Below are 23,821 nucleotides of genomic sequence, written 5' to 3'. Positions count from 1 at the left end.
CCCTACAAAAAGGCCGAGTTCAGACCGCCTTCTTCGCCTCTTCCTGGACCAGGAAGGAGTGGTCGTCGGTGTACTCTGCGACGGCGTCGAGTGCGGCCTCGGTGCCGATACGGTTGAGGGCCCACGCGGCGCTGGAGCGGACGGTGTCGTCCTCGTCGTCCGCGAGCACGTCCGCGAGCGGCTCGACGGCGCGGGTGTCGCCGATGAGACCGAGCGAGCGGGCAGCCCGCGAGCGGGTCATCGCGTCCTCGGCGACGAGCTTGTTCGCGATGGCCTGGGTCGCCTCCTCGCTGCCGATCTCGCCGAGCGCGCGGAAGGTGACCTTCTGGAGCTCCTTGTCGGAGTCGGCGTCGACGTACTCGACGAGCGTCTCGACGGGCTCGTCGCTGCCGATCTTGCCGAGGATGCTGATGGCCTTCTTGTCGCGGCGCTGGGCGCGCTGCAGCATGGGGTCGAGCGCCTCCTCGGGGCCGAAGTTCTCCAGGGCATCCATGCAGTGGCGCTCCATGAAGTCGGACTCGAACATCTCGAGGCCGATGAGGATCTTCTCGGCGTCCATGCCGCGCTCGAAGATCTTGATGGCGTTCCACTCCGGCGGGTAGTCCTTGCGGTGGTCGAGGACGTCGTAGAAGCCGTGGTAGTCGAGCATCTCCTGCTGGGAGAGGTCGTCCCACTCCTCGGCGTCCTCGAGGTCGGAGAGCAGCTCCTCGCTGGCCTCGAGCAGGCTCGCGATGTCCTCGGCGTCGTCGTCGGCGTCCAGACCCATCGCCTCGACGGTCGCCGCGGCGTCCTCGAGGAGGGTCTCGGCGTCCTCGACGCTGTCGGCGTCCGCGCTGACGTCGAGCAGGTCCGTCCCGAGGAAGTCGTTCACGGCGGCGACCACGTCGGGCTCGCCGTCCTCCGTCCAGCGCGTGTCCGCGACTGTCGACTGTGCCTCCTCGACGTTCGCGACCACGTCCTCCGCGTAGGGGCCGCGCTGCTCCTCGAGGTCGTCGCGTGCGTCCGAGAGGTCGCTCTCGAGCGCCTCGGCCGGCGGCTCCTCGTCCTCGTCCTCCGGCTCGGGGAGCTCGGCGGCCTCGAGGTCGCCCTCGAGCGACTCGATGTCTGCCTCGACCTCGTCGAGATCGGCCTCCGTCTCGGCGGCGTCCAGGGCCTCGCTGATGGCGTCGAGGCGCTCGCGCAGGGACTCGACGTCCGCGACAGCGACCTCCTCGGTGCTCTCGTCGCCGGCGTCGCCCTCGTCCTCGCTCATAGGGTACCACCCGTTACCGTCACGTTCATGCGCGAGTGTCGGGCCAGCGCCTCCCTAAGCGTTTCCATACAATTTCGTCACGACCCACCCGCCGCGCCAGTAGAACAGGGGACCTGCGACGAGGTAGGCCAGCCCGAGCGTGAGCAGTGCCCACGGGAACGTGCGCCCGAACTGGTACGGGATGAGCACGGCGAGCGCGTGGACGACGCCCATCAGCAGCGCGTCGCGCGCGAGCAGGTCCGGGTAGCGGATGGTCGAGACCATCAGGTAGACGAACGCGGCGGTGCCGACGAGCAGCACCGTCGGGTCGTGGACGCCACAGAGCACCGTCGACCCGATGATGGTCGCCGCGAGCGTCGTCGGCACGCCCTCGGTGAACTCGTCGCCCGCGTCGTAGGCGGTGTACATCCCGAGCCTGACGACGCCCATGGCGACGAACAGCGCGGGAAGCACCGCGGTGGCGGCCGTCTTCGCGGTGAGCGGGTCGAAGGAGACGGGCCACGCCGCATCGACCGTCGCGTAGACCAGCACCGCTGGGGCGACACAGAACGTCGCCACGTCGGCCAGCGAGTCGAGGTACGGGCCGACCTGCGAGCCGCCGGCGTAGCGCGCGACGACGCCGTCCAGTCCGTCGGCGATGGCCCCGAGCAGCACGAGCCGTGCGGCGAGTTCGACGTCGCTGAAGGCGACGACGACGGCCACGAACCCGAGTGCAGCGTTGGCCGTCGTCACCGCGTCGGCGGGGCCGAGCCGGCCGACGAACCGGGGGAGCATACCCACCGGTTCGCCGTCCCCGTTTTACGCTCTTTCGGTCTCGACGGGCGGGGGGAGGGGTTCACCGACCCGGCCGGCTAAGGAGCCACGGACCCAAGGTTGGCCCATGCGAGTCGCCGTACTCGGTGCCGGATACGCCGGAGTCACACTCACGAAGAAACTCGAGCGACGGCTCCCGGAGGACGTGGAGCTGGTGCTCGTGGACGACACGGGCGTCCACCTCGTCCAGCACGAGCTCCACCGTGTCGTCCGCAAGCCCTCCCTCGCCGACGTCATCACCATCCCGCTGACCGAACTCGTGGACCGCGCCGAGGTGCGCGAGCGCCGCGTGACCGGGGTCGACCGCGACGACCGCGTGGTCAGCTTCGCCGACGGCACGACCATGCACTACGACGTGGCGGCGGTCTGCCTCGGTGCGGAGACGGCGTTCTACGACCTCCCGGGCGTCGAGGAGCACGCGACGCCCCTGAAGCGCCTGGCGGACGCCCACCGCATCCGCGAGCAGTTCGCGGCCGTCAGGGAGGCCGAGGGTCACGTCGTCGTCGGCGGCGCGGGGCTCTCGGGCGTACAGGTCGCCGGGGAACTCGCCCAGGTCGCGGTGGACGACCGCGAGGCGGCGGCCGAGGTCGAGGCCGCAGAACAGGAGGAGGTCCGCATCTCGCTCGACGAGGCCGACGGGGCGCCCGAGACGGACGTCGGCGACGCCACTGCTGAGGAGGCTGTCGACGCGTTCGAACCGACGACGGAACCGGACGACGACGGGTTCGATACGGCGTTCGAAGACGACTTCGACGAGTTCGGTGAGAGCGACCCGCTCCCCGAGGAGGGCGTGACGGTGACGCTGCTCGAGCAGTTCGACAGCGTCGCCCCGAACTTCCCCGAACGCTTCCAGCGGGCGGTCCACGACCAGCTGGTCGAGCGGGGCGTCGACGTGCGGACGGGCGCGACGGTCGAACGCGCGACCGACGACGCAGTCCACCTCGCGGACGGGACGAGCCTCGAGTACGACCAGTTCATCTGGACCGGCGGTATCCGCGGACCGGACGCGATGGCGGGCGAGCGACCGGTCGTCCGGAGCACGCTCTCGCTCGACCGCACGACGTTCGTCGTCGGCGACGCCGCCCGGATGGTCGACGACGACGGCGAGGCGGTCCCGGCGAGCTCCCAGTCGGCGATCCGTGCGGCCCGCGTCGCGGCCGAGAACATCGACCGGATGGTCGACCACCTGCGCGAGGGAGAACCCGGCGACTTCGACCCGCGGCTCGACCGCTTCGACTTCGAATCGCCGGGCTGGCTCGTCTCGGTCGGCGACGGCGCGGTCGCACAGGTCGGCCCGACGGTGTTCACCGGCACGGCCGCGCTGGCGCTGAAGGCGACCGTCGGCGGCGGCTACCTCTCCTCGGTCGGCGCGGTCCGGAACGCGGTCGACCTGGTCAACCAGGAGCTCGGCATCGACCCCGGCGACGAGTGAGAGACGACCCGCGGATGGGTTCGCCTCAGTACGGGATGATCCGGAAGCTCTCCGGCAGGACCAGCCCGAGCACGAAGAAGAGCAATGCGGCTCCAGCGGCGCTCAGCAGCGCGTAGGGTATCTGCGAGCGGACGTGGACCATGTGGTCACTCCCGGAGGTGGACGACGCGAGGACGGTCGTGTCGCTGATGGGCGACGTGTGGTCCCCGAAGATGCCGCCGCTGAACACCGCACCGAGCACGAGCGGCAGGTTCGCGCCGGTGGCGAACGCGAGCGGGATAGCGATGGGGAACATGATGCCGTAGGTCGACCACGACGAGCCGTCGGAGAAGCTGACGAAGCTGGTCGTCGCGAACACCGCGACGGGGACGATGAACGCCGGGATGTCCCCGAACGTCTCGGTGATGAACGGGCCGATACCGAGCAGCGAGACGGCGTTCTGGATGGAGCTCGCGAACATCAGGATGACAGCTGCGAGCAGGATTCCCTTGAACCCGACCATCGTCGCGTCCGTCCCGTCCTTCAGCGAGGGTACGTTGCCCTGGACCCGGTACATGAGGAACGCGACGACGAGCGCCGAGATGGAGGCGATGCCGAGGCGGACGCCACCGATGTTGAGCGACCAGGGGCCCGACGGTGGAACGATGAGCTGCCAACCACCGATTGCGAGCAGTTCGGTACCGCTCTTGCCGGCCACGTAGACCACCGGACTCGCCCGCCAGAACATCGCCCCGAGACCGACGACCATCATCGTCAGGATGGGGACGGCGAAGTTCACCCAGTTCGGGGTCGCACCCTCGTACATCTCGTACCGGTCCATCTCCTCGGAGATCATCGGGTCGTCGTCCTCCCCGATGACGCCGTCGCCGGCCCGGGCGCGTGACTCCTCGTGACCCATGTCCCGGAAGTTGGGGACGACCTGCCAGGCGACCAGTGCCGCGAGGCCGAGGGCGATCCACGAGTAGAACCCCGTGAACAGCGTGTTGAAGAACAGCGGCCAGATCGCCCCGGTCACGGCCTCGCCGTTCACGACGAAGTCGCTCATGCCGGACGGCAGCGAGTCACGCGCTGCGGCGTTCTCCAGGCCGCCGCCGATGAATCCGACCATCGCCGCACCCCAGGTCGAGTAGAACGCGAGCCGGGCCGCCGGCGAGCCCGCGGAGTCGACGTAGTAGGCAAGCTTCGCCCGCGAGACGTTGAACCGGTCGGTCAGCGGGCGCATCATCGAGCCGACCACCAGGCAGTTGAAGTAGTCGTCGATGTGGATGGCGATCCCTGCCAGGAACGCCGCCTTCTCGGCGTCGGCCGAGTCGTCGACGCGCTTGCTCAGTGCCTCCAGCACGCCCCGGATGGCCCCCGCGCGGATCATCAGACCGATGAGCCCGCCGATGGCGAAGATGGCGAGCAGGACGTTCTCGACGTACCAGGGCCCGAACAGCGGCGCCGTGGCGATTATCTCGGGGACGACCTTCAGCCCGAAGAGGAGCCCGAGCACCGCCCCGCCGAGGCTGAGCGTCCACGGCTCGCCATCCTCGGCCTGGGGGTGTATCTCGGCGAGCTCGGGGCCCGCGGCGAGCAGGTCCGCCGGGACGCCGACGGCGCTGGGGTTCAACGCACCGTACACCATACCGGCGACCACCACGCCGACGAAGAGCCCGATCTGTGCGTCGCGAGTGTTCCAGGCCAGGCTGATGGCCACGATCGCCGGGACGACCGACCAGATTCCGGCCTCGATACCAGATACCATAGGCCATAAACTATATCTCCGGTTTAAAAAGTTTCTCCGTCCGATGATCGGTGAGGCGCCAGCACTCACCAGTGAGCACGCGCGACACCGACCAATTAAAGCCAGATTGTGCTAGATACGACGGAGTGATGCTCAGGCCGAGATCGATGCCCACCACAGCACGGGACCGTCACCGACGGAGGGGAGCGACGTGAGGCTCGTCGTCGTCGCGGGCTCGACGCGGACCGCCGCCATCGACGGCATCAGCGCCGCCGGTGCCGACGCCGACGCGCTCCGTCACACGCCGAGTGCCGACCTGGAGATACTGCACTACGGAGGCCCCGTCGAGTCGCCGGTCGTCCCGGTCAGCCCGACCGGCTGTCCAACCCCCGCGGTCGTCACCCGTGCGGTCCGCGACCACGTCGGCTTCGACGTGACCGCGGTCGACGCGGGGCTGGCCCGGCCGACGGGCGCACCGACGATCGACCTCGGTGCGGAGCCGGGGGGTGACATCCGAGACCCGGACCCGGTTCCGGACGCCCCGCGGCTGTTCGAGCGCGCCCGCTCGCTCGCCGCCGGGCTCCCGGACGCCGAAATCGCCGTCGCGGAGACCGTCCCCGGCGGGACGACCACGGCGCTCGGCGTGCTGACAGCGCTCGGCGAGCGTCCCGCGGTCTCCTCCTCGCTGCCGGAGAACCCGCTGGCCCGCAAACGACGCGTCGTCGAAGCGGCCCTCCAGTCGAGCGAGCTCGAGCCGGGCGGCGCGGCCGGCGAGCCGCTCGCGGCGGTCGGTCAGGTCGGGGACCCGGTGCTCGCGGTCGTCGCCGGCCTCGTCGTCGGCGCGACCGAGACGGGGACGAGAGTCCGGCTCGCGGGCGGGACCCAGCTCGCGGCCGCCGCAGCGCTCGCACGCCACGCCGGCGTCGACGCGACACTGTCGCTCGAGACCACGTCGTTCGTCGCCGACGACGACAGCGCGGCGGTCCACGACCTCGCCGACGACCTCGACCTGACGCTGCGGGCGACCGACCCCAGCTTCGAGCAGCGGGACCACCCGGCGACCAACGCCTACGTCGCCGGCGAGGCGAAGGAGGGCGTCGGGATGGGCGGCGCGCTCGCGATGGCGGCCCGCGACGGCGTCTCGATGTCGGCGGTGCGTGAGACAGTGGTCGAGCTCGTCGACGACCTGCTCGCGGCCCGAGCGGCCGGAGAACCACAGCCGTGAAGGGCGTCGTGCTCGCCGGCACCAGTTCGGGTGTCGGCAAGACCGTCGCGACGCTCGCCACCATCCGCGCGCTCCAGCAGGCGGGTCACGAGGTGCAGCCAGCGAAGGCGGGCCCGGACTTCATCGACCCGAGCCACCACGCGCAGGTGGCCGGGACCCCGTCGCGCACGCTCGACACCTGGCTGTCGGGCACAGACGGCTGTCGCCGGAACTACCACCGGGGCGAGGGCGACGTCTGCGTCGTCGAGGGCGTCATGGGGCTGTACGACGGCGACGTCTCGAGCACGGCCGCCGTCGCGGCGGCGCTCGACCTCCCGGTCGTCCTCGTCGTCGACGCCAGCGCGGGGATGGAGAGCGTCGCCGCCACCGCGCTCGGCTTCAGGGCTTACGTGGACGAGGTGGACGTCGACGTCGACGTCGCCGGCGTGCTCGCCCAGCGCGCCCACGGCGGGCGGCACGAACGGGGCATCCGCGACGCGCTCCCCGACGGGCTGGCCTACATCGGCCGAGTCCCACCTCGGGAGGGTCTCGAGATCCCCGACCGCCACCTCGGCCTCCACATGGGTGACGAGGCGCCGGTGGACGAGGACGCGCTCGATTCGGCCGCCGAACACGTCCGGGTTGACCGCCTCCTCGAACTCGCGCGGCCGGCCCGCCGCCCGACGGCGGGGAGCACCGCCGACCCATCGGCCACCGAGGACGACGGTCGCCCGACGGTCGCCGTCGCCCACGACGACGCATTCCGGTTCGTCTATCCCGCGACGCTGGAGCGGCTCCGCGCGCTCGCCGACGTGACGACGTTCGCGCCGGTCGCCGGCGACAGCCTGCCGGACTGCGACGCGGTCTACCTGCCCGGGGGCTACCCGGAGCGCCACGCCGCCACACTCTCGTCCGCCCCCGCGCTCGCGTCGCTCGCGGACCGCGCCGCCGACGGACTGCCGGTACTCGGCGAGTGCGGTGGCCTGATGGCTCTCTCGCGGTCGATCAGGACCGTCGATGGCGACGAGTACCCGATGGCCGGTGTTCTCCCCGCCGACGTCCGACTGCACGACCGCTACCAGGCCCTCGACCACGTCGAGCTCCGGGCGACGGCGGACGGGCCGACCGCGACCACTGACACCAGTCTCCGCGGCCACGAGTTCCACTACTCGTCGGCGACGCCCGACGCCGACGCCCGCTTCGCGTTCGAGCTGCTGCGTGGCGACGGCATCACCGACGGGATGGACGGGCTGACCGAGTACCGGACCGTCGGCACGTACTGCCACTGCCACGCGGCGAGCGGTGCGTTCGACCGGCTGGTCGGCGTCGCTGCCGCCACCGACTGAGGCTGGTCACGCGTCCTCGCCGACGACCTCGTCGAACCGGGCTCCCGCCGTCGAGCGGGGGAGCACCTCGACCCCGCCGAACTCGAACCGGACGCCTCCTCCCGGTGGTTCGACGAGGGTGACGGTCCACCCGTGTGCCGACGCGACCGTGTCGACGATGGCCAGCCCGAACCCGGTGTTGTCCTCGGCGGTCGTGAACCCCGCGTCGAACACACGGCCGGCGATCTCCGGGTCGATGCCACGTCCATCGTCCTCGACGTAGAACCCGTCACCCGTCGGGAGAACCCCGACGCGGACCGTGAGCTGTCCGTCCGCCGTCCCGTGCTCGACGCTGTTTCGGACGAGGTTCTCGAGGAGGTTCCCGAGCAGGCTCTCGTCGGCGACGAACCGCAGGTCGTCCGTGACCTCCAGCGAGGCGCTCCCGACCTCGACGAACGCCCAGGACTCGGTCGCCGTACGTTCGAGCGACACCGTCTCCAGCTCGTCGGTATCGATACCACGGGCCAGGACGAGCGCGTCCGCGATGATGGACGACATCCGTCCGTGTGCCGCCCGGATGTCGTCGAGGTTCGTCAGGTCCCCCGACTCCGCGAGCAGGTCGACGTAGGCGCTCGCCACGTTCAGCGGGTTCCGGAGGTCGTGCGAGAGCACCCGCGCGACGGTCTGGAGCCGTTCGTTCCGGTCGGCGACAGACAGCTCCGCGAGCTTCCGCTCGGTGATGTCGAGGTGCCCGAGGTGAGCGTAGCGGTCCCCGTCCTCGTCGACCACCCCGGTGACGTACATCACGAACCAGCGGGGCGCCTCGGGCGAGTGACAGGGGTACTCGAACTGGTGGACGGTGTCGTCGCCATCGAGAACCGCCACGATGGCGTCACGGACGTCCCCGGTCGCTTCTTCGTCGTCCCCGAGCACGTCGAGGTAGTTCTCGCCGAGACTGTTCGGGTCGCCGGCGAGCCCGTTCTCGAGACCGAACCGCCGCCAGCGCTCGTTCGTGTAGACGACCGTCCCCGACCGGTCCAGAATCGCGACCTCCATCGGCACCGTCTCGACGACGTTCCGCAGTAGTCTGTCGGAGACGTTCATGGTGACTGTAGGCGGTCATCGAGGTTAAACTGACTGCCCGATTTCAGCAGCCAGAAGGCCTGAATTTCGTACTTTTCCGAACAGACGCGTCGAAGGAACCGGGTGTCACGGATGTGGCTCCGTCTCTCGGAGGATTTAACCGTCGCTCCAACGTAATCAGGGTGTGAGTGAACACGAAGAGCGGCGAAACCTGCGGATGCCCAACGACGACGAGCTGTTCGCGACAGTGACAGAGCACCTCGGTGGGAACCACGTGCGCGTCCACTGTCAGGACGGCGAGACACGACTCGGTCGGATCCCGGGCCGGATGAAGTACCGGAACTGGATCGAAGTGGACGACGTCGTCCTCGTCGAGCCGTGGTCCTGGCAGGACGAGAAGGCGAACATCGAGTGGCGCTACACCAGTCAGGACGCCGACCAGCTCCGCGCCGAAGGGCACATCCAGTAGGCTCCGCCGCAGTCCGAGGAAGCGTTTTTCGACCATCTCCCGAGTCCGTGAGTGCCGACGCCGTCCAGTGCGCCGTTCGAGTGTCCGGACGCTGCGTCGGCAGGTCGTCGCCATCCCGGAATCACGTCGCCACGAACGGCCCCTTCGTGACGAACATCCCGTAACTTATGTCAGTAATTATATTTATTATCGCGCGACACCTACTTCTCACGACAATGTTCGAAGAGCTACGACGAGCGAACCGCGACACACGGGTCCAGTACGCACTCATGTTCCTCTTCGGAGCGCTCTGCATCCTCGCCGCGTTCGCACCGCTCGAAGAGATCATCAGACTCACGACGGTCGGGACGCTGTTCGGGTTCACGGCCGGACTCTGGGTGTCACACCTCGTGCAGGTACTCCGGCGTGCCGCCGACGCCAGACGGGTCGGACTGGACCGGGTGGAGCGCTCATGAGCGTGACCGGACCAGCGGACGGACGGTCCGATGCCGCCGACGGGACAGAGTCGACCTTCCTCGACCGGATCGAGTTCCTCACGGGCCGTGACCCGGACCTCGGGTCGTTCCTGCTCGTCGTCGGTATCGTGACCTGTGTGTTCATCGCGCTGTTCCAGCTGGCGCTCCCGGCACCGGTCTCCTATCTGCTCACCGCCGGTGTCGTCTTCGTGACCGTCCTCAGCGCCATCATCGGCGTGGTGCTCGACAGTCTCGGCTACTTCGAGCGGCGGACCGCGCCCGCGGTCGAGGCCGAACCACGGGAGACCACGCGACGACCGTGGGTCCCGGTCGGGAAACCCGCCGCACCGCTGCCGCCGCTGCTCAACTTCGACGCCGAGCTGCGTGCGTACGCAGACCTGTTCGACGGCGAGCTGCCGTCCGCGTTCGACCCGTTCATCAGCGACTACCGCCGGCTGAAGACGAACACCCGGAACCGGGCGACCATCGCGAGCGACCTGCGGGCCGACCTCAACCCCATCGGCGCGCTCTTCGCGATCGGCACCGAGGGCGACCGTATCTACGAGGACATCTCGGAACGGCTCTTCCGGTACATCAGCGAGCGGGGCGACGCCGTCACCGTCGAACGGCTCGTCTTCCACGATGGAGACGGCACCGAGACCGATCTCGCGAGCCTGGCGAACCAGCTCGCCCACGTGGAGCTCACCATCGCCAACGAGGGCGAGGCAGCGGCGGTGGAGGTCGTCGTGGAGTTCTACGACGAGCAGGACGAGCCCGTCTCCAGCAGTGCCTGGAACGTGGGTCTGCTCAGACCCGGCGCGACGAAGGTGTTCGACACCGACGTCTTCGTCCCGGCGGCTGCACGTCGGGCGAGCACGCGTCTCGGCATCTCCGACCCGCGACGGGCAGTGGCGAGCGCCTGATCGCGACGCGGCGTCGTTCGCGGCCGCCGGGCGTTCGAGACCGCCGACCACTCCGCCGACCACTCCACCGTCGCCATCGAACCGGTCCGTCGTCGGGAAGGAGAGAGGCCGTCACAGCGGGACGCTCCGGTCCCCGAGATGCGCGCATTCGTCGAGGCCCCGGCTCCAGAACGGCGACGACGCACCCGCCTGGACGCACCCGCCTGCCTCGACACACCCGCCTGCCTGATATACCCGAGCGAATCTTCTTGCAGTCGGGCCGCCTCTACGGGCGGCATGCAGGTCGGAATCATCGGCACCGGACACGTCGGCCAGGCGCTCGCGACAGGGCTCTCGACCGCCGGCCACGACGTGCTGCTCGGATCACGCACCCCGGAGACGACCGTCTTCGACGGCGCGACGGTCGTCACACAGCGGGCGGCAGCCGAGCAAGGCGATGTCGTCGTGCTCGCGGTCCCCGCCGGCTCCGTCGTCGACGTGGCCGGGGAGCTCGCGGACGCACTCGCCGGCAAGCCGCTCGTCGACGCGACCAACGAGTATCCTAGCAGTCGTTCGGACCGCTCGCTCGGAGAACGGGTGGCCGACGCCGCGCCGGCCGCCCACGTCGTGAAGGCGTTCAACACCATCGGTGCGAACCTGATGACCGATCCGGTGCTCGACGGCGAGGCCGCGACGATGTTCCTCGCGGGCGACGACGACGCGGCCGTCGAGACCGTCGGGTCCGTCGTCGCCGACCTCGGCTTCGAACCGGTCGTCGCCGGCGACCTCGCCGCAGCCGGCCATCTGGAGAACCTCGGTCGCCTCTGGATACATCTCAGCCAGCTCCACGGCCGTGACATCGCGTTCCGATTCCTGCAGGACTGAGCGAGTCCACCGCCTGCTTGCGGTTCGGGACGCGACACACACTTGAACCCCGGTTGACTAGGGGGTGTGTGTTCGACTGTCACGGCCGTCAGGCCGACGCGTCGAACGCGAACACGAGATGAGCGAAGACACGCGGATACAGCAGCTGTACAGACAGGTGATCCCGTCGGTCGTCTCGGTGTACGTCACCTCCGAGCGGGACCGCTCCCGCCAGGGCGGTGCCGGCTCCGGTTTCGTCTACGACGACGACGGCTACGTCATCACCAACCAGCACGTCGTCGGCGAGAGCGACTTCGTCGAACTCCGCTTCCACGACGGGCAGTGGCGTACCGGCGCGGTCGTCGGCACCGACCCCTACACCGACCTTGCGGTCGTCCACGTGACCGACCTCCCGGCCGACGCGGCCCCGCTCCCGATCGCCGGGTCGAACCCCACCCCCGGCGAACACGTCGCCGCCATCGGCAACCCGATGGGTCTCGACGGGACCATCACGGTCGGCTACGTCAGCGGGACGAACCGCTCGAACCCGACGGGATCGGGCTTCGCCCTGCCGGAGACCATCCAGACTGATGCCGCCATCAACCCCGGCAACAGCGGCGGCCCGCTGCTCAGACTCGACGGCACGGTCGTCGGTGTCAACCGCGCCAAGGCAGGCGAGAACATCGGCTTCGCCATCGGCCCGGCCATCGTCCGTCGTGTCGTCCCCGCACTCGTCGCCGACGGCCGGTTCCGCCCGGCCTACCTCAACGTCCGCACGATCGACGTCTCCCCGACGGTCGCCGAGGCCAACGGGCTCGACGCCCCCTCGGGTGTCCTCGTGGTCGACGCGGGTGACACGTCGCCGGACGCTGCCGACGACGAGTTCCGACTCCGTGGCTGCGACGGGTCCGTCCACGTCCGCGGCCGGGAGATACCCACCGGCGGCGACGTCATCGTGGGCATCGACGGCCGACCGGTACGCTCCACGGAGGAACTGACGAGCTACCTCCTCACGCGAGCCGCCCCCGACGAGACGGCCGAACTGACCGTTCGGCGCGAGGGCACAGAACTGACCGCGAGCGTGACCCTCGGCGAGCGGCCCGAACCAGCGTCTCGCGGCTCCTCCCGTGGACGGCGACGGTTCCGCCGCCGCCCCTCGAACGATGGGCACGGCGGCTTCGACATCCCCGTCGGGTAACGGGTCCCGGTCCGGCGTCCAGCCCGCCGCTTCCAGTACACGGGTGGGTCAGGCTGCAGGACGAGCCGACGGACCACTCGAGCCGCTGGTGAGACGGCGGTGAGCGTCGTCGCTCCCCGGACGGTCATCCGGGACGGACATACCTGTCCAAACCGTCACTTCGAGACAGGTCCGACTCGATTATACATGTGCTTTCCCCGAGTATTCGGAGTTATTGAACCTGTTTCACCCCCGTACAACCGACCGTCACGGGTTATTTTCTGCCGGAGGTATCGTCGTTCGTGACCTACAATCCGAATGCAGCCGGGTTACGTATCTTGGTAATTGATTCTGATACTATCTTCACCACTCTCTTCCAAGATTACCATATGATTAATTATGGTTACCACAAAGCATTTCTTTTGGTGATTCGAAAATCGGGTCGCGATGAGCGACAACAGATTCGGACGACGACGCTTCCTCCGATCGACTGCGGCCGCTGCGATCGGTGTCACCGGCATCGCCGCGAGTGGGACCGCAGCAGCAGCACCAGACGCGAGTAACACGGACGAGATCCGGGTGTACTCTTCTGGCAACTACTGGGAGTACCAGATCCACACCGAGGTCGGACGCGACGACCTCGAGAAGGGGAACCGCGCGAACGACCACGACAAGATCCGAGGCTGGGGCGACTACGCCGACGGGAAGATCTACGACGGCGGCGTCGACAACTACTGGATGGACTCCGACGACTGGATCACCCAGATCAACGTCACCTACAAGGACTACGGCTGGCTGCAGATCGACGTCGACTCGACGTCAGCCGGGTACGCGGCGCTCGGGATACGGAGAGACGGGAACCCGGCCTTCCCCGGCTACGACTACACCATCGACATCGAAGGCCAGATCCAACCGCATCACGACTACTTCGACCACGGTCAGGACGAGATCCGGAACGGCGATGCCGGTCCGTTCGTCGGTACCGTCGACCCCGACGATATCGACGGCGTCATCAGAACCGGGCCGCCGACGCACGTGTTCATCGAGGACCCCGACGCCCCCGGCACCGGGTTGACGATGGACCTCCCGCTGTAGGTCTGTCCGTACCTGCATCGACCTGTTCCCGACGCCCGGCCGTCTGATACGCCGAGGACAGGACCCGCCTCCGAGTGACCCGCCGTCCCCGGACACTGCACCCGGAGCATCGGAACTCGCGCGAGATGGTGGCCTTCGGCTTCGAGTTCTCCCGGTCGCGAAGCTCGTCGGCGGTGATACCGAGCTGGTCGGTGCGCACGCAGACCTCCCCCGGATTTGCGCGACGAATCGACAGACTGCGAGGTGGTGCGTTACCAAAGCTATTGAGAACCGATTTGAGGGGTATTCCGAAAACTCGAAATCTTCAGACTTCGACCGCGTAGACGCCTCTACCGAACTTTTTGAGTTGGCTGCAGAACGGGTTACTTTCGAATGGGCGCTGCAGGATTTGAACCCGCGGCAGCTTGGTCCGAAGCCAAGTACTCTGTCCAGGCTGAGCTAAGCGCCCGTATCTACTGGTAAGACGACAGTCCCTTTTAACTCCCGCGATTCGAGAGCGGGGGAAGGTTACTGCGGGGCAGGGATCTCGACGTCGATGACCGTCACGCGGACGACGACGGTGTCGGCCGAGCACCCGTACTCGCCGCTTCCCAGATCGGACCAGCCGTTGTCGACGAGGTAGCGTCCCCAGGCATCCCCGAACGCACTGTCCGAGAACGAGAGGTTGACGCTCTCGGCTGCCGAGCTACTCCCCTGCGCGCTGTAGAGCACCTCCGTCCGTGTCTCCCGCGCCTTGACTAACACGTTGCCGTCCCCGCTCTGCGTGGTCGCATTGTTCGGCGAGAGGACGACGAGGGAGACGACGGCGCGGTCGCCCTGACAGAGGAACGACGGCTCGTCGAACATCGCCGACGCGTCGCCGTCCCGACGGAAGGCGGCACCGTTCTCGTAGCCGATGGTGGTGCCGTCGACGGTGTACAGGAGCGAGCCCGTGGTGGCGGTATCGCTCCAGAGGGTGCCCCCACCCGAATCCTGTGCTTCGAGCGTGAACTCGCTCTCCTGGCTCAGCTGGATGGTGCCGCCGTTGAGACGGAACTCGCCGTTCCGGGCGACCGCTCGCCCCTCCTGTACGTCGTCGAACACCGTCGAGAACGCGTCGAAGGCGCGGGCGGCGTTCGTCTTCTGCTCGGACTCCTGGAAGTCGCTCAGGCTGCTGAAGCCGACACTGTACACCAGCCCGACCGAGGTGATGATGATAGAGAAGACGAGGACGAACGCGAGGACGTCGCTCACGGAGCGGTCGTCACGGAGGTTCATGCGGTCACCTCCGCGACCCGCGGAGCCGACGGCGGTGCCAGCGCGGGTGGCCGCTCGCCACCGATACTGAGCGTCGAGCCGTCGTAGACGATGAAGAAATCACCGCCGCTGGCGCTGCTCTCCGTGATCGGCGTCGTGGCCCTGAACGGCACGATTATCTGCACGTCGGCCTGTGGCGAATCCAGCACGAGGCAGGCCACGTCGGCGTTGCTCTGATACGTCCCGCACTCGGCGGCGGACGTGCCGTACAGCGACACCGCATACCCCGAGCCCGACACCTGTTCGGGGTGGTTGGTCTCCAAGACGATCTGGCCGCTCGCACCGTCGGCCTCGTGGTCGACGTTCGCGATGTCCTCGGCCATCCGGTTCCCGAGCGTCCGCAGCTCCGTCTGGGCGGCACCGGTCTTGCGGTCCTCTAGCAGGCCGCTCGCACCGAGGAGCAGCCCCGCGACGAGGACGGTCGTGATGCCGATGGTCAGGACGTGGGTCAGTGCGATGGAGACACCACGGTCGTCGGTGGGTTGTCGTATCATCGTGTGCTGTTGTAGACGGGGTCGGTCGCTGTTCGTGTGTACGATGCCGACGGCGAGTCGTACTGGACGATGGCCGTGGTCTTCCAGAGGATGTAGCTGTAGTACGGCCCATCGCCCGAGTTCCCGACGCGCGTCCCGAAGCTGTTCGTTTCGAACGCGGTGTCGCTCAGGTACACCTGGTACTGCCCTTCGGCGTTGCCGCCGTCGACGAACCGCACCTGATAGCCGTCCTCCCCGGGCACGGACGCGATGTCGTCGGTGAACTCGAACGTGCACGAGGTCCCTTCGACGGAGCCGTTCACCATGTCGACCTCGATCGTCGGTCCGACGGTGATGTCGTTGCAGGTCGGGCTCGCCTCGGTCTCGTTCGCCCAGTTCGCGGGTGCCGACCCGGACCCCGACCCGACGTAGACGTCGAGAGCGTCGGAATCGTTGACGAACCAGATGACCCGCCAGGCTTCGTTGCCACTGCCGTCGCCGCCACGGGCGCCGATGTGGAACGCGTCCGACGGACTGGTCTCGAGGGTATCCCGCTCCAGCGTCAGGTCGAATCGACCGACGTCTGCGTACGAGCCACCGGTGGGCGTCACGTTCCAGTTCTCCAGATTGCCGCCGTCGTGTGCCCGGAAGTCGTCGTTCGTGGGCTGGAACACCCGCACGCCGTACTCCGAGCTCGATTCGTCGAGCGAGACGTTCACGACGGTCGGCTGCGACCGTGCGTACAGGGACTGCCAGACGGCACTGAGGTTGCTGGCGTTCCCGTTCATGGTCGTCGCGAGGTCCGACTCGCTGCTGTAGTTCCCCTCGTTCATCCGGTAGGCCAGTCCGGCGACGCTCCGGCCACCGGCGTCCCTGACCTGTTCGGCCTGGTTCACGGCGGAGACGGTGCCGGTCGAGTCGACGTTCTCCGCGTACAGGCTCGTGTTGAACACGACGACGATGCCGAGGACGATGAACGCGATCGCGAGTGCGCCCACGAGCACGATCTGTGCACGCGACGGGTCCTCGTCGATGCCTACCATATGATCACCCGGATGACGACCACGTTGTAGATCGGACTGTCCTCGAACTCGTCGGCCTCCGGGATCGGGAAGTAGCCGCTGGCGTAGGCGTCGCCGAGCGTCTCACAGCCAGGGTGGCACCCCGGCCCGAGGAGCCGCTGGTCGTCGTACAGCGTGACGGTGTACGTCGTCGACACGGCCGGCGCGTTCTCCGACCCTCGACTGACCATCGCCACCTGCTCGGTGGCGCTCCCGTTCCGGTAGGAGACGGTGATGCTGTACTCCTGCTCCTGCTCGCCGAAGGTCTCGTTCAGCATCGCGCCGAACTGCGTCCCGTCGGCGTCACACGTGGTGACGTTCGGTGGTGGGTCCACCCCGTAGCCCTGGTCGGCTGACTGCCCCTTCGCGAAGGTCGATTCCGTCGTCGACTCGTTCCAGTACCGGACGTGACAGGAGAGGCTCCCGTCGTCCGCACTGATTATCATGATGTCGTTGGCGGACGTCCGGAGCTGCTCCTGGATGTCGAGGCTCACCGAGCCCGACGTCGTCGGGAGGATGACGACCGACTGGAACGCGAAGAGGATGGCCGTCAGTAGCAGTATCGACCCGATGAACCCCTCGAGCGTGTAGGCCTGTGACCTGTCGTCGTTCATCGTATCACCACACCCGGATCACCAGCAGGCACTGGACGTCGCACTGGCCACCCGAGACGAGGACGACCCTCGTCGTCGATGCGGCCGGCGTCTGTGACCGGTAGTCGTCGCCCGCTACCATCGGGCTCCCACCCAGTTGCAGTACGTCCCTCCCGCCTCCATCGTGAACGTCGATGACCGTGACGTTGAGGTCCGCCGAGGCGCGCAAGCCGAAGTACTCCCGGAGGCTCGCCTCGGACTGGTTGTTCGAGATGAACGCCTGCAGTTGTGTCGCGTTCAACGTCCGCGGCTCGCCGTCGACCGCGAGGTCGCTGATCATCGTCCCGGCGACGCGGTCGGACTTGGCCGTGATGTCGTCGCCGACCGGCGACCCGAACGGGCTCAGTAGCGTCGGCAGGAAGCCGAACGTGAACCCGACCGTCAGCAGGAAGACGCTGATGCCGACAGCGAAGTCCTGTGTCGTCTGTCCCCGGTCAGAGCCGCTCTGAATGGTGGTTCCCGTCGTCTTCATCGTTCTCATGCCACCGCCGCCCACACGACGAGTGCGATCGTCATCAGCACGAGGACGAACTTCAGCCCGCTCATGATGTCGGCATCGCGGATGTACCCCGCGATGAGCCCGGACAGCAGGGCCTGCATCGTCACTGCGTGGAAGAACAGCAGCGAGAGCCGGCCGGTGTTGACGGCGCCGCCAAGGCTGGGACCACCGCTCGAACTGCCCCCGCCGCTGGCGTCGTTCAGTCCGGTCAGCACGTCGAGGAACTGCGTCTTCAGGATGGCCATGACCGCGAGCAGGGTGAGGTAGGTCATCAGGATGATGACGACCTGCATCCGCGTGCGGGACTTGCGCTCGCGCTCGATGTCGTCCTGGTTCTCCGACGCCTGCACGGCCGTCGTCAGCACGTCCGTGATCTGGCTGGAGGCCTCCTGTGCCTTCGAGATGAGCTTCACCGTCCGCGCCATCCGTGGGATGTGGTACTTGTTGTTGAACTCGACGAGCGCGTGCTTCAGACTCATCCCGTAGTTGACCTTCGCGTGCATCGTCTCGAACTCCGTCGCCATCTTCCCGCTCGTGGTCTCGGAGACCGTCCGGAGCGACTCGAGCAGCGTCTGACCGGTGTCGTTCGCGCTGGACAGCTTCCGCAGGTTGTCGGAGATGCTGTTCGTGATGACGCTGCGCGAGCGCACGTTCCACTCCCGGAACACCGCGAGTGGGAGGACGACGACGTACGTCGGCAGGTAGATGTAGACGAAGGTGCCCCAGACGGGGTCCTCGATCATGCCGTCCCACGAGGTCGGCACCGCACCGGCGACCATCGCGACGACGAGGATGACGAGCACCAGTGGCACCGTCAGTGCCATCGTGTAGAGCGGGTTGTCCCGGAAGAAGAGGTGCGGGGCCTTGAGCACCTGCATCGTCTCGTAGGTGCCCTCCTTGTTCTTGATGCGGTCGAACATCGAGTACTCGCCTGTGTACTCCTCGACGAGGCCGAGGTTCAGCAGACCGGCACCCTGCTGGACCGAGAGCCGGTCGTCGGCGTCGGCAGGGCTGAGGAACCCGTCACCGGGCTCGTCCTGCTTGACCGTGGACACGAGCACGAGGAAGCCAGCACCGGTCATCGGGATGAGCCCGTAGACGGTCGCGTAAAGCATCATCGGGTCCGCCTCGCCCAGCATCCGCATGATGACCAGGATGATGATGAGCAGCAGCGGGAACAGCGACAGCGTCATGTACATCTCGCCGAACAGCTCCAGCGTCTCCAGGGTCATCTCCTGTTGCTGTTTGGCGGTCCGCATGTGCTTGTCCTTCTTGTCCTTCAGGAAGTTCTCCATGTCACCGCCGGAGTTGACGATGGAGAGCATGTCCGTGAGGAACTGCGCGACCTCGTCGCTCGGCGTCTCCATCGCCTGGTTCCGGATGGCCGTCCGGTAGTCAGTGTCGAAGTACTCCGTCTCCTGGACGATGGACTGGAACTCCTTGGCCACCTCGCCGTAGGTGTCCTCGGCCTTCGCCATCGCCTCGAGGATCTCGAGCTGGTTCAGGCCACCCACGGACAGCGCGTACATGAACGACACCGCGTCGGTCAGCAGCATGTTGATCTCGCGCTTGCGTGCAGAGGCCCGTGAGTACGGGACCGCGACGAGCGCTCCGAACCCCATCGCGAAGCCGATCGACCCGAGGAACAGCCCGGTCACGACGACCAGCGCGGGCACCTTCACCGCGTTGATGATGTCGACGAGCGTCGCGTTCGGGATGGTCGCACCGAGGATGTTGTCCGTCGGCACGATGCCGGTCATGAACAGCAGGTAGCCGATGGCCGTCCCGAGCGCCCACAGCGCCGCACCGGAGAGCACGCCGATGCCGAGCGAGCGCGAGAGGTACATCTCGACGGTGTCGGCCATCCGGGCCTGCGCGAGCTTCGTCTCCACGTCGGCGACGAAGTCCGAGTTGTCGTCGAACAGCCGCTCGTACAGCGGGTAGAACATGTCCCCGAGCGAGTCGGTGGAGGTGTCGAACCCGCTGCTCTCACCGGCGTCGGTTCGGGTCTGGAGACTCATTCCGCATCACCGTCGCCGCGCTCCTCGTCCCCGGCGTCGCCGAAGACGCTTTCCTCTCCGTCCGCCGCACCGTCATCGTCGTCGTCGGAGCCACCGAAGATGCTCCCGTCGTCCTCCTCGTCGGTGTCGTCGAACATCCCGCCGTCGTCCTCGTCGACCGCCTCGGCGGCGGCGTCGAACATCCCAGCGTCATCCTCGCCCTCGTCGTCGTCGCTGCCGCTGAAGATGCCACCGCTCTCGTCACCGAAGATGGAGTCGACCTCCTCGTCGTCCTCCTCGAAGAACTGCTCGTCGTCACCGCCGAAGAACGCCTCCTCGTCGTCGATGGGAGCCGGCTCGTCGGCTTCGCTCGTGGCAGGACTGTCTGCATCCGCCGACGCATCTGCGGCCTCGTCACCGACGGCCGCTGCGTCGGCGTCGTCGGACTCCGCTTCGACCGACTCTTCGGTCGACGTGTCGGGCGCGTCCGACTCGGGGAGCTCCGGTTCGGTCGCCGCGTCCTCACGCGCACCGGCGTCGAACATCGACTCGCCACCGGAGTCGTCCGCATCCGAGAAGATGGGCTCGTCCTCGGCCTCGTCGAAGGTGGGCCCGGAGTCGTCCGTCGCCTCCGGTTCGCTCTCGCCGAACGCCGCCTCGTCGTCACCGTCGTCGAGCGCCGGGAACTCCGCGCTCACGTCGCTGGCGCTCTCCTCGAGTTCGGGCGTCCCTGTGTCGGTCTCGTCCCCCGCCGCGTCGGCTGCGGACGCCTCGGCCGACTCCGTCTTCGGCTCGTCGGCGGTCGTGGCCTCGTCCGTGGCGCTCGAACCAGCCTCGAGCTCCGGCGTCCCCTCCGGTGCCGGTTCGGGGCCGCCGGCCGCTGCCGTGTCGGCCTGTGCCTCGGCGGTCTCGTCCGAGCTCGAACCCGCACCGAAGCCCGCGTCCTCGCCGAAGTCGAAGCCGTCGCCCTCGTCGCTCAGCCAGGACGGGCCGTCGTCGACCTCCTCGTCCGTGCCGGAGAAGGAGAAGTCCTCGCTGTCGTCGCCACCGAGCTCGAACGGGTCGTCGTCGGCGCCGACGGAGCCGCCGAAGTCGAAGTCGCCGCCATCGCCGGGCTCGGCCTCGATCTCGGCCTCCTCCTCGTCCATGCCGGAGCCGGAGATGGCCGACTGGATGCCCAGCCCGCTGAGTTCCACGTCGCGGTACTCCTCGAAGAGCGACTCCTCGGCGCGCTCGAGGATGTCCTGTGCGAGGTTGTACGTCTCGTCGTCGGGGTCCGGTCGGGGGACGAGCTCCTCGTCCTCCGGGTCGACGTCGATGTAGACCGACTCCATCTCGCGCAGGTCGTCGAGACTCTCCTCCAGCTGCCCGTTCGCGATGAGCGCGAGGATGGTCTCGGGGTCGTTGACGAACGCCTGCACGGTCGCCGCGACCTCGACGTACTTGCTGAGCCCGTTCTTGATGAGGTAGGCGAGGATGACGCGGCGCTGGAACAGCTCGTTCTCCAGCCGCTCGCGGTTCCAGCCGCGGTCGAACTCGATCTCTTCGAGCGTGTTCGACTCGCCCATCTTGAGGAACTCGTCGGTCTCTGCCTGCCACTGGTAGACGTCCTGAACGTTGATCTCGTCGTTCTCGGCGTCGTAGTGGTTGATCTCCGTGATGTTGCGGTTCCGGCGGACCTTGTCGCCGCTGACCCGTGTCTGGGTCTGGATGGACACCAGGTCGAGCGCCGTGAACATCGTCTTCGAGACGTTGATGGGGTCCGTGGTGAACCGCTTCAGGACCTCGCCCACGGAGTCCGCGTGGAACGTGGTGTAGGTGGTGTGACCGGTCGACATGACCTGGAACAGCGTCCGGCCCTCCTCACCACGGATCTCACCCATGACGATGTAGTCGGGGCGCTGGCGCAGTGCGGCCTCCAGCAGGTCGAACTCGTCGACGTCACCCTGGCTGTCCTCGCTGAACGACGGCCGGGTGACGCTGGCGATCCAGTTCCGCTGGGGCAGCTCGACCTCGCGCGTGTCCTCGATGGAGACGATCTTCGAGTTCGAGGGGATGAACAGCGAGATGGCGTTCAGGCTCGTCGTCTTCCCTGACGCAGTACCGCCGGCGAAGATGAGGGACTTGTGGTTCTCGATGCAGAGCCAGAGGAACGCCATCTCGTCGAGCGAGAACGTGTTCCAGTTGATGAGGTCGATGGGGGTGAAGGGGACGTCGTTGAACTGACGGATGGTGTAGTTCGTCCCGTGGTCGGACACCTCGCGCCCGAGCGTGAGCTGGGCACGCGACCCGTCCGGCAGCGTCGCGTCGACCTGCGGCCGCCGCTTCGAGATGCCCTTGCCGGAGCGCTGGGCCAGCTTCACCACGAAGTCGTCGAGCTCGTGGTGGCCGTGGAAGATGTTGGAGATGATCTGCTCGTAGCCACTGTGGTAGACGAAGACGGGCGAGTTGTGGCCGTTGCAGGAGATGTCCTCCACGTTGATGTCGTGCTTGATGGGGTCGATGCGCTCGTACCCGATGAAGTTCCGTTTCAGCAGGTAGAGCAGCTTCTCGACCTGGTACTCGTTGAGGGTGTCCGCGTCCTCGGCGACCACCACGGGCTCGGGCCGTGCCTTGATGCCCTCGAGCTCCTCGGCGGTCGGTTCGTCCCCGCCGGCGTCGATGCTCTCACCCTCCTCGGCAGTATCGAACATCTCGCGGATCTGCTGGACGATACCGCCGCCGCCGGAGGAGCCGCGCCCGCGTGTCTTCCCCGAGAACAGGTCGTACCGCTTCAGCAGTCGCTTCGTCTCGCGGTCGATGACCTCCCGCCGGGCGTCCTCGTCGCCCTCGACGGTGACCTCGTCGTCGGAGTACTTGATGGCGGTCCGGAGCTTGCCGGACATGAACTCCTGGAGGTCGTCCTCGATCTCGTTCATGTACGGCTCGATCGCGTAGTACTTCTTCTCGTTCTCCTTCTCGGAGTGGAAGATGATGACGAACGCGTAGGGTTTGTTCACCCAGTAGCGCTCCTCCTCGCGGAAGTGGAGCTTCTTCTCGCGCGGGACGGCCTTCTCGAGGTCGTACCGGTTGACGACGGTCGTGTTGCCGGCATCGGTCGAGAAGAACTCGTCCTCGTCCTCGTGCGTGACGTTGACGGTGTGCTCCTCGACGAAGTCGTCGAGCTCCTGTGCGAAGTCGTCGGCCTGACTGAGCACGCCCTCCGTGTCCTCGGCCTCGAAGCCGAGGTACTCCTCCTCGTCGAACTCGACCTTCTCGCCGGCCGAATCGGTCGGGATCGAGCCGTCGTCCTCGTAGTGGTACTCCCACTTGAAGTGCTCCCAGGTCCACTCGTCCTTGACCACCGGCGTGGTCTCGGGGTCGCAGTACGCGGCGAACTCCTGCCAGAGCCACTTGCCGTTCGCACCCGCGTAGTCGGTTATCCGCTCCGCCAGTTCGTCCGGATGGTAGCCCAGGTACACCTCGGGGTCGAACTCGACCGTGTCCCACGCGGAACCGTGCGGTGCCGTTGCCACTTCGCCCTCGCTGTTGCCCAATCCGAGGCGCTCGGAGTCCTCCGTCGTCTGTCGGTTGACGCCAGCGTACAGCGTCGAGACTTCGTCCTCGTACCCGTAATCCTGCATGAAGTCCCGCCACGTGTACTCGCCCACTCTGGTGTCCGAGCCCTCGACCGGACGTTCAGGGGGGCCGTCACCCGACGTAGAGGCCGATTCATCAGTCCCCTCGAACTGATTCGCCTCGGAACCGTCGGCATCGTTAACAGCCATTGACTACCCCTTTTCCTACGCGAGCAAAAAACCTTCCACCGATTATCAGATTTGAAACCCAGCGGCCGATCCAGTCAACATCGTTAGTTATTCTCGGGTTACCATGGCGCCCACTTGCGATTATCGGTCAGCTTCGGCAGCTACGTATCCACTTAATTTCTGTTTATAGGACATAAGTACAAATATCGTCTCGATGTATTCACGTCCAGATGGACAGAATTAAGTGATGGATCCGGCCCTGACCGGCGCCACCGAATCGTGAGACGCGGCCGTGT

The 23,821-nt window shown here is 67.2% G+C and carries 20 protein-coding genes and 1 tRNA gene; 9 read left to right on the top strand and 12 right to left on the bottom strand.

Going from position 1 to position 23,821, the window contains the following annotated elements; genetic code table 11:
- Positions 1–19 precede the first annotated feature (19 nt).
- Entirely contained in the window at positions 20–1,252 is a 1,233-nt protein-coding gene (locus tag ACSG06_RS16215) for a HEAT repeat domain-containing protein (protein WP_440991315.1), read from the bottom strand.
- Between the two features lie 54 nt (positions 1,253–1,306).
- Positions 1,307–2,026 (bottom strand): protein sorting system archaetidylserine synthase, encoded by a 720-nt coding sequence (locus ACSG06_RS16210; RefSeq protein ID WP_440991314.1) that lies wholly within the window; start codon positions 2,024–2,026, stop codon positions 1,307–1,309.
- Positions 2,027–2,132: 106 nt separating this feature from the next.
- Between ACSG06_RS16210 and ACSG06_RS16205 the strand changes: the two genes are divergently transcribed.
- Positions 2,133–3,497 carry an NAD(P)/FAD-dependent oxidoreductase gene (locus ACSG06_RS16205; protein ID WP_440991313.1) on the top strand — a complete coding sequence of 455 codons (1,365 nt, stop codon included), beginning with the start codon at positions 2,133–2,135 and terminating at the stop codon, positions 3,495–3,497.
- 25 nt (positions 3,498–3,522) lie between these two features.
- Here the strand turns inward: ACSG06_RS16205 and ACSG06_RS16200 are convergent, their stop codons facing one another.
- Entirely contained in the window at positions 3,523–5,244 is a 1,722-nt protein-coding gene (locus tag ACSG06_RS16200; RefSeq protein ID WP_440991312.1) for a Na+/H+ antiporter NhaC family protein, read from the bottom strand.
- Between the two features lie 190 nt (positions 5,245–5,434).
- Here ACSG06_RS16200 and ACSG06_RS16195 point away from each other — a divergent pair, with 190 nt between their 5' ends.
- Positions 5,435–6,448: a nicotinate-nucleotide--dimethylbenzimidazole phosphoribosyltransferase gene (locus ACSG06_RS16195; protein WP_440991311.1), complete on the top strand. Its 1,014-nt coding sequence runs from the start codon at positions 5,435–5,437 to the stop codon at positions 6,446–6,448.
- Entirely contained in the window at positions 6,445–7,773 is a 1,329-nt protein-coding gene (locus ACSG06_RS16190; protein WP_440991310.1) for a cobyrinic acid a,c-diamide synthase, read from the top strand. The genes ACSG06_RS16195 and ACSG06_RS16190 overlap by 4 nt, the downstream gene beginning before the upstream one ends.
- A gap of 6 nt (positions 7,774–7,779) precedes the next feature.
- On the opposite strand, the gene ACSG06_RS16185 is transcribed toward ACSG06_RS16190, so the two are convergent.
- The gene (locus tag ACSG06_RS16185; protein WP_440991309.1) at positions 7,780–8,856 is read right to left on the bottom strand and encodes a sensor histidine kinase; all 1,077 of its coding nucleotides are present in this window, start codon (positions 8,854–8,856) and stop codon (positions 7,780–7,782) included.
- 163 nt (positions 8,857–9,019) lie between these two features.
- Here ACSG06_RS16185 and ACSG06_RS16180 point away from each other — a divergent pair, with 163 nt between their 5' ends.
- The 6 genes from ACSG06_RS16180 (at position 9,020) to ACSG06_RS16155 (ending at position 13,797) form a co-directional block, all read left to right on the top strand.
- A complete protein-coding gene (locus ACSG06_RS16180; RefSeq protein WP_440991308.1) occupies positions 9,020–9,304 on the top strand; it encodes a translation initiation factor eIF-1A in 285 nt (94 codons plus the stop codon).
- Positions 9,305–9,519: 215 nt separating this feature from the next.
- Complete coding sequence (locus ACSG06_RS16175) at positions 9,520–9,759, top strand: hypothetical protein (protein WP_440991307.1); 240 nt, start codon at positions 9,520–9,522, stop codon at positions 9,757–9,759.
- Positions 9,756–10,682 (top strand): hypothetical protein, encoded by a 927-nt coding sequence (locus ACSG06_RS16170; protein ID WP_440991306.1) that lies wholly within the window; start codon positions 9,756–9,758, stop codon positions 10,680–10,682. The genes ACSG06_RS16175 and ACSG06_RS16170 overlap by 4 nt, the downstream gene beginning before the upstream one ends.
- Before the next feature lie 276 nt (positions 10,683–10,958).
- A complete protein-coding gene (locus ACSG06_RS16165; RefSeq protein ID WP_440991305.1) occupies positions 10,959–11,546 on the top strand; it encodes an NADPH-dependent F420 reductase in 588 nt (195 codons plus the stop codon).
- Between the two features lie 118 nt (positions 11,547–11,664).
- On the top strand, positions 11,665–12,723 hold the full coding sequence (locus ACSG06_RS16160; protein ID WP_440991304.1) for a S1C family serine protease: 1,059 nt from the start codon (positions 11,665–11,667) through the stop codon (positions 12,721–12,723).
- 426 nt (positions 12,724–13,149) lie between these two features.
- Positions 13,150–13,797, top strand: a complete 648-nt coding sequence (locus ACSG06_RS16155) for a hypothetical protein (protein WP_440991303.1) — start codon at positions 13,150–13,152, stop codon at positions 13,795–13,797.
- Positions 13,798–14,170: 373 nt separating this feature from the next.
- Here ACSG06_RS16155 and ACSG06_RS16150 read toward each other — a convergent pair.
- The 8 genes from ACSG06_RS16150 to ACSG06_RS16115 form a co-directional block, all read right to left on the bottom strand.
- Positions 14,171–14,245: transfer RNA gene (locus tag ACSG06_RS16150), tRNA-Arg, on the bottom strand.
- Between the two features lie 59 nt (positions 14,246–14,304).
- Positions 14,305–15,054 carry a DUF7289 family protein gene (locus tag ACSG06_RS16145; RefSeq protein ID WP_440991302.1) on the bottom strand — a complete coding sequence of 250 codons (750 nt, stop codon included), beginning with the start codon at positions 15,052–15,054 and terminating at the stop codon, positions 14,305–14,307.
- Positions 15,051–15,587 carry a DUF7266 family protein gene (locus ACSG06_RS16140; protein WP_440991301.1) on the bottom strand — a complete coding sequence of 179 codons (537 nt, stop codon included), beginning with the start codon at positions 15,585–15,587 and terminating at the stop codon, positions 15,051–15,053. Before ACSG06_RS16140 ends, ACSG06_RS16145 begins: the two co-directional genes overlap by 4 nt.
- Entirely contained in the window at positions 15,584–16,609 is a 1,026-nt protein-coding gene (locus ACSG06_RS16135; protein WP_440991300.1) for a DUF7261 family protein, read from the bottom strand. Before ACSG06_RS16135 ends, ACSG06_RS16140 begins: the two co-directional genes overlap by 4 nt.
- Positions 16,603–17,241 carry a DUF7288 family protein gene (locus ACSG06_RS16130; protein WP_440991299.1) on the bottom strand — a complete coding sequence of 213 codons (639 nt, stop codon included), beginning with the start codon at positions 17,239–17,241 and terminating at the stop codon, positions 16,603–16,605. Before ACSG06_RS16130 ends, ACSG06_RS16135 begins: the two co-directional genes overlap by 7 nt.
- A 4-nt stretch (positions 17,242–17,245) precedes the next feature.
- Positions 17,246–17,752, bottom strand: a complete 507-nt coding sequence (locus ACSG06_RS16125) for a DUF7287 family protein (protein WP_440991298.1) — start codon at positions 17,750–17,752, stop codon at positions 17,246–17,248.
- A gap of 5 nt (positions 17,753–17,757) precedes the next feature.
- Positions 17,758–19,800: a type II secretion system F family protein gene (locus ACSG06_RS16120; protein ID WP_440991297.1), complete on the bottom strand. Its 2,043-nt coding sequence runs from the start codon at positions 19,798–19,800 to the stop codon at positions 17,758–17,760.
- On the bottom strand, positions 19,797–23,546 hold the full coding sequence (locus ACSG06_RS16115; RefSeq protein WP_440991296.1) for a type II/IV secretion system ATPase subunit: 3,750 nt from the start codon (positions 23,544–23,546) through the stop codon (positions 19,797–19,799). Before ACSG06_RS16115 ends, ACSG06_RS16120 begins: the two co-directional genes overlap by 4 nt.
- Positions 23,547–23,821: the final 275 nt, after the last annotated feature.

The sequence above is a fragment of the Haloarchaeobius baliensis genome (assembly GCF_052060055.1).
In the GTDB taxonomy this organism is placed as follows: domain Archaea; phylum Halobacteriota; class Halobacteria; order Halobacteriales; family Natrialbaceae; genus Haloarchaeobius; species Haloarchaeobius baliensis.
This window is presented reverse-complemented; position numbering and strand designations above follow the sequence as displayed.

Bases quoted from the DNA above. Each gene is read 5' to 3' on its own strand.
- ACSG06_RS16200 (WP_440991312.1), bottom strand. From the start codon at position 5,244: ATGGTATCTGGTATCGAGGCCGGAATCTGGTCGGTCGTCCCGGCGATC.
- ACSG06_RS16155 (WP_440991303.1), top strand. From the start codon at position 13,150: ATGAGCGACAACAGATTCGGACGACGACGCTTCCTCCGATCGACTGCG.
- ACSG06_RS16145 (WP_440991302.1), bottom strand. From the start codon at position 15,054: ATGAACCTCCGTGACGACCGCTCCGTGAGCGACGTCCTCGCGTTCGTC.
- ACSG06_RS16115 (WP_440991296.1), bottom strand. From the start codon at position 23,546: ATGGCTGTTAACGATGCCGACGGTTCCGAGGCGAATCAGTTCGAGGGG.
- ACSG06_RS16125 (WP_440991298.1), bottom strand. From the start codon at position 17,752: ATGAAGACGACGGGAACCACCATTCAGAGCGGCTCTGACCGGGGACAG.
- ACSG06_RS16205 (WP_440991313.1), top strand. From the start codon at position 2,133: ATGCGAGTCGCCGTACTCGGTGCCGGATACGCCGGAGTCACACTCACG.
- ACSG06_RS16185 (WP_440991309.1), bottom strand. From the start codon at position 8,856: ATGAACGTCTCCGACAGACTACTGCGGAACGTCGTCGAGACGGTGCCG.
- ACSG06_RS16170 (WP_440991306.1), top strand. From the start codon at position 9,756: ATGAGCGTGACCGGACCAGCGGACGGACGGTCCGATGCCGCCGACGGG.
- ACSG06_RS16210 (WP_440991314.1), bottom strand. From the start codon at position 2,026: ATGCTCCCCCGGTTCGTCGGCCGGCTCGGCCCCGCCGACGCGGTGACG.
- ACSG06_RS16120 (WP_440991297.1), bottom strand. From the start codon at position 19,800: ATGAGTCTCCAGACCCGAACCGACGCCGGTGAGAGCAGCGGGTTCGAC.
- ACSG06_RS16165 (WP_440991305.1), top strand. From the start codon at position 10,959: ATGCAGGTCGGAATCATCGGCACCGGACACGTCGGCCAGGCGCTCGCG.
- ACSG06_RS16175 (WP_440991307.1), top strand. From the start codon at position 9,520: ATGTTCGAAGAGCTACGACGAGCGAACCGCGACACACGGGTCCAGTAC.
- ACSG06_RS16215 (WP_440991315.1), bottom strand. From the start codon at position 1,252: ATGAGCGAGGACGAGGGCGACGCCGGCGACGAGAGCACCGAGGAGGTC.
- ACSG06_RS16135 (WP_440991300.1), bottom strand. From the start codon at position 16,609: ATGGTAGGCATCGACGAGGACCCGTCGCGTGCACAGATCGTGCTCGTG.
- ACSG06_RS16130 (WP_440991299.1), bottom strand. From the start codon at position 17,241: ATGAACGACGACAGGTCACAGGCCTACACGCTCGAGGGGTTCATCGGG.
- ACSG06_RS16160 (WP_440991304.1), top strand. From the start codon at position 11,665: ATGAGCGAAGACACGCGGATACAGCAGCTGTACAGACAGGTGATCCCG.
- ACSG06_RS16140 (WP_440991301.1), bottom strand. From the start codon at position 15,587: ATGATACGACAACCCACCGACGACCGTGGTGTCTCCATCGCACTGACC.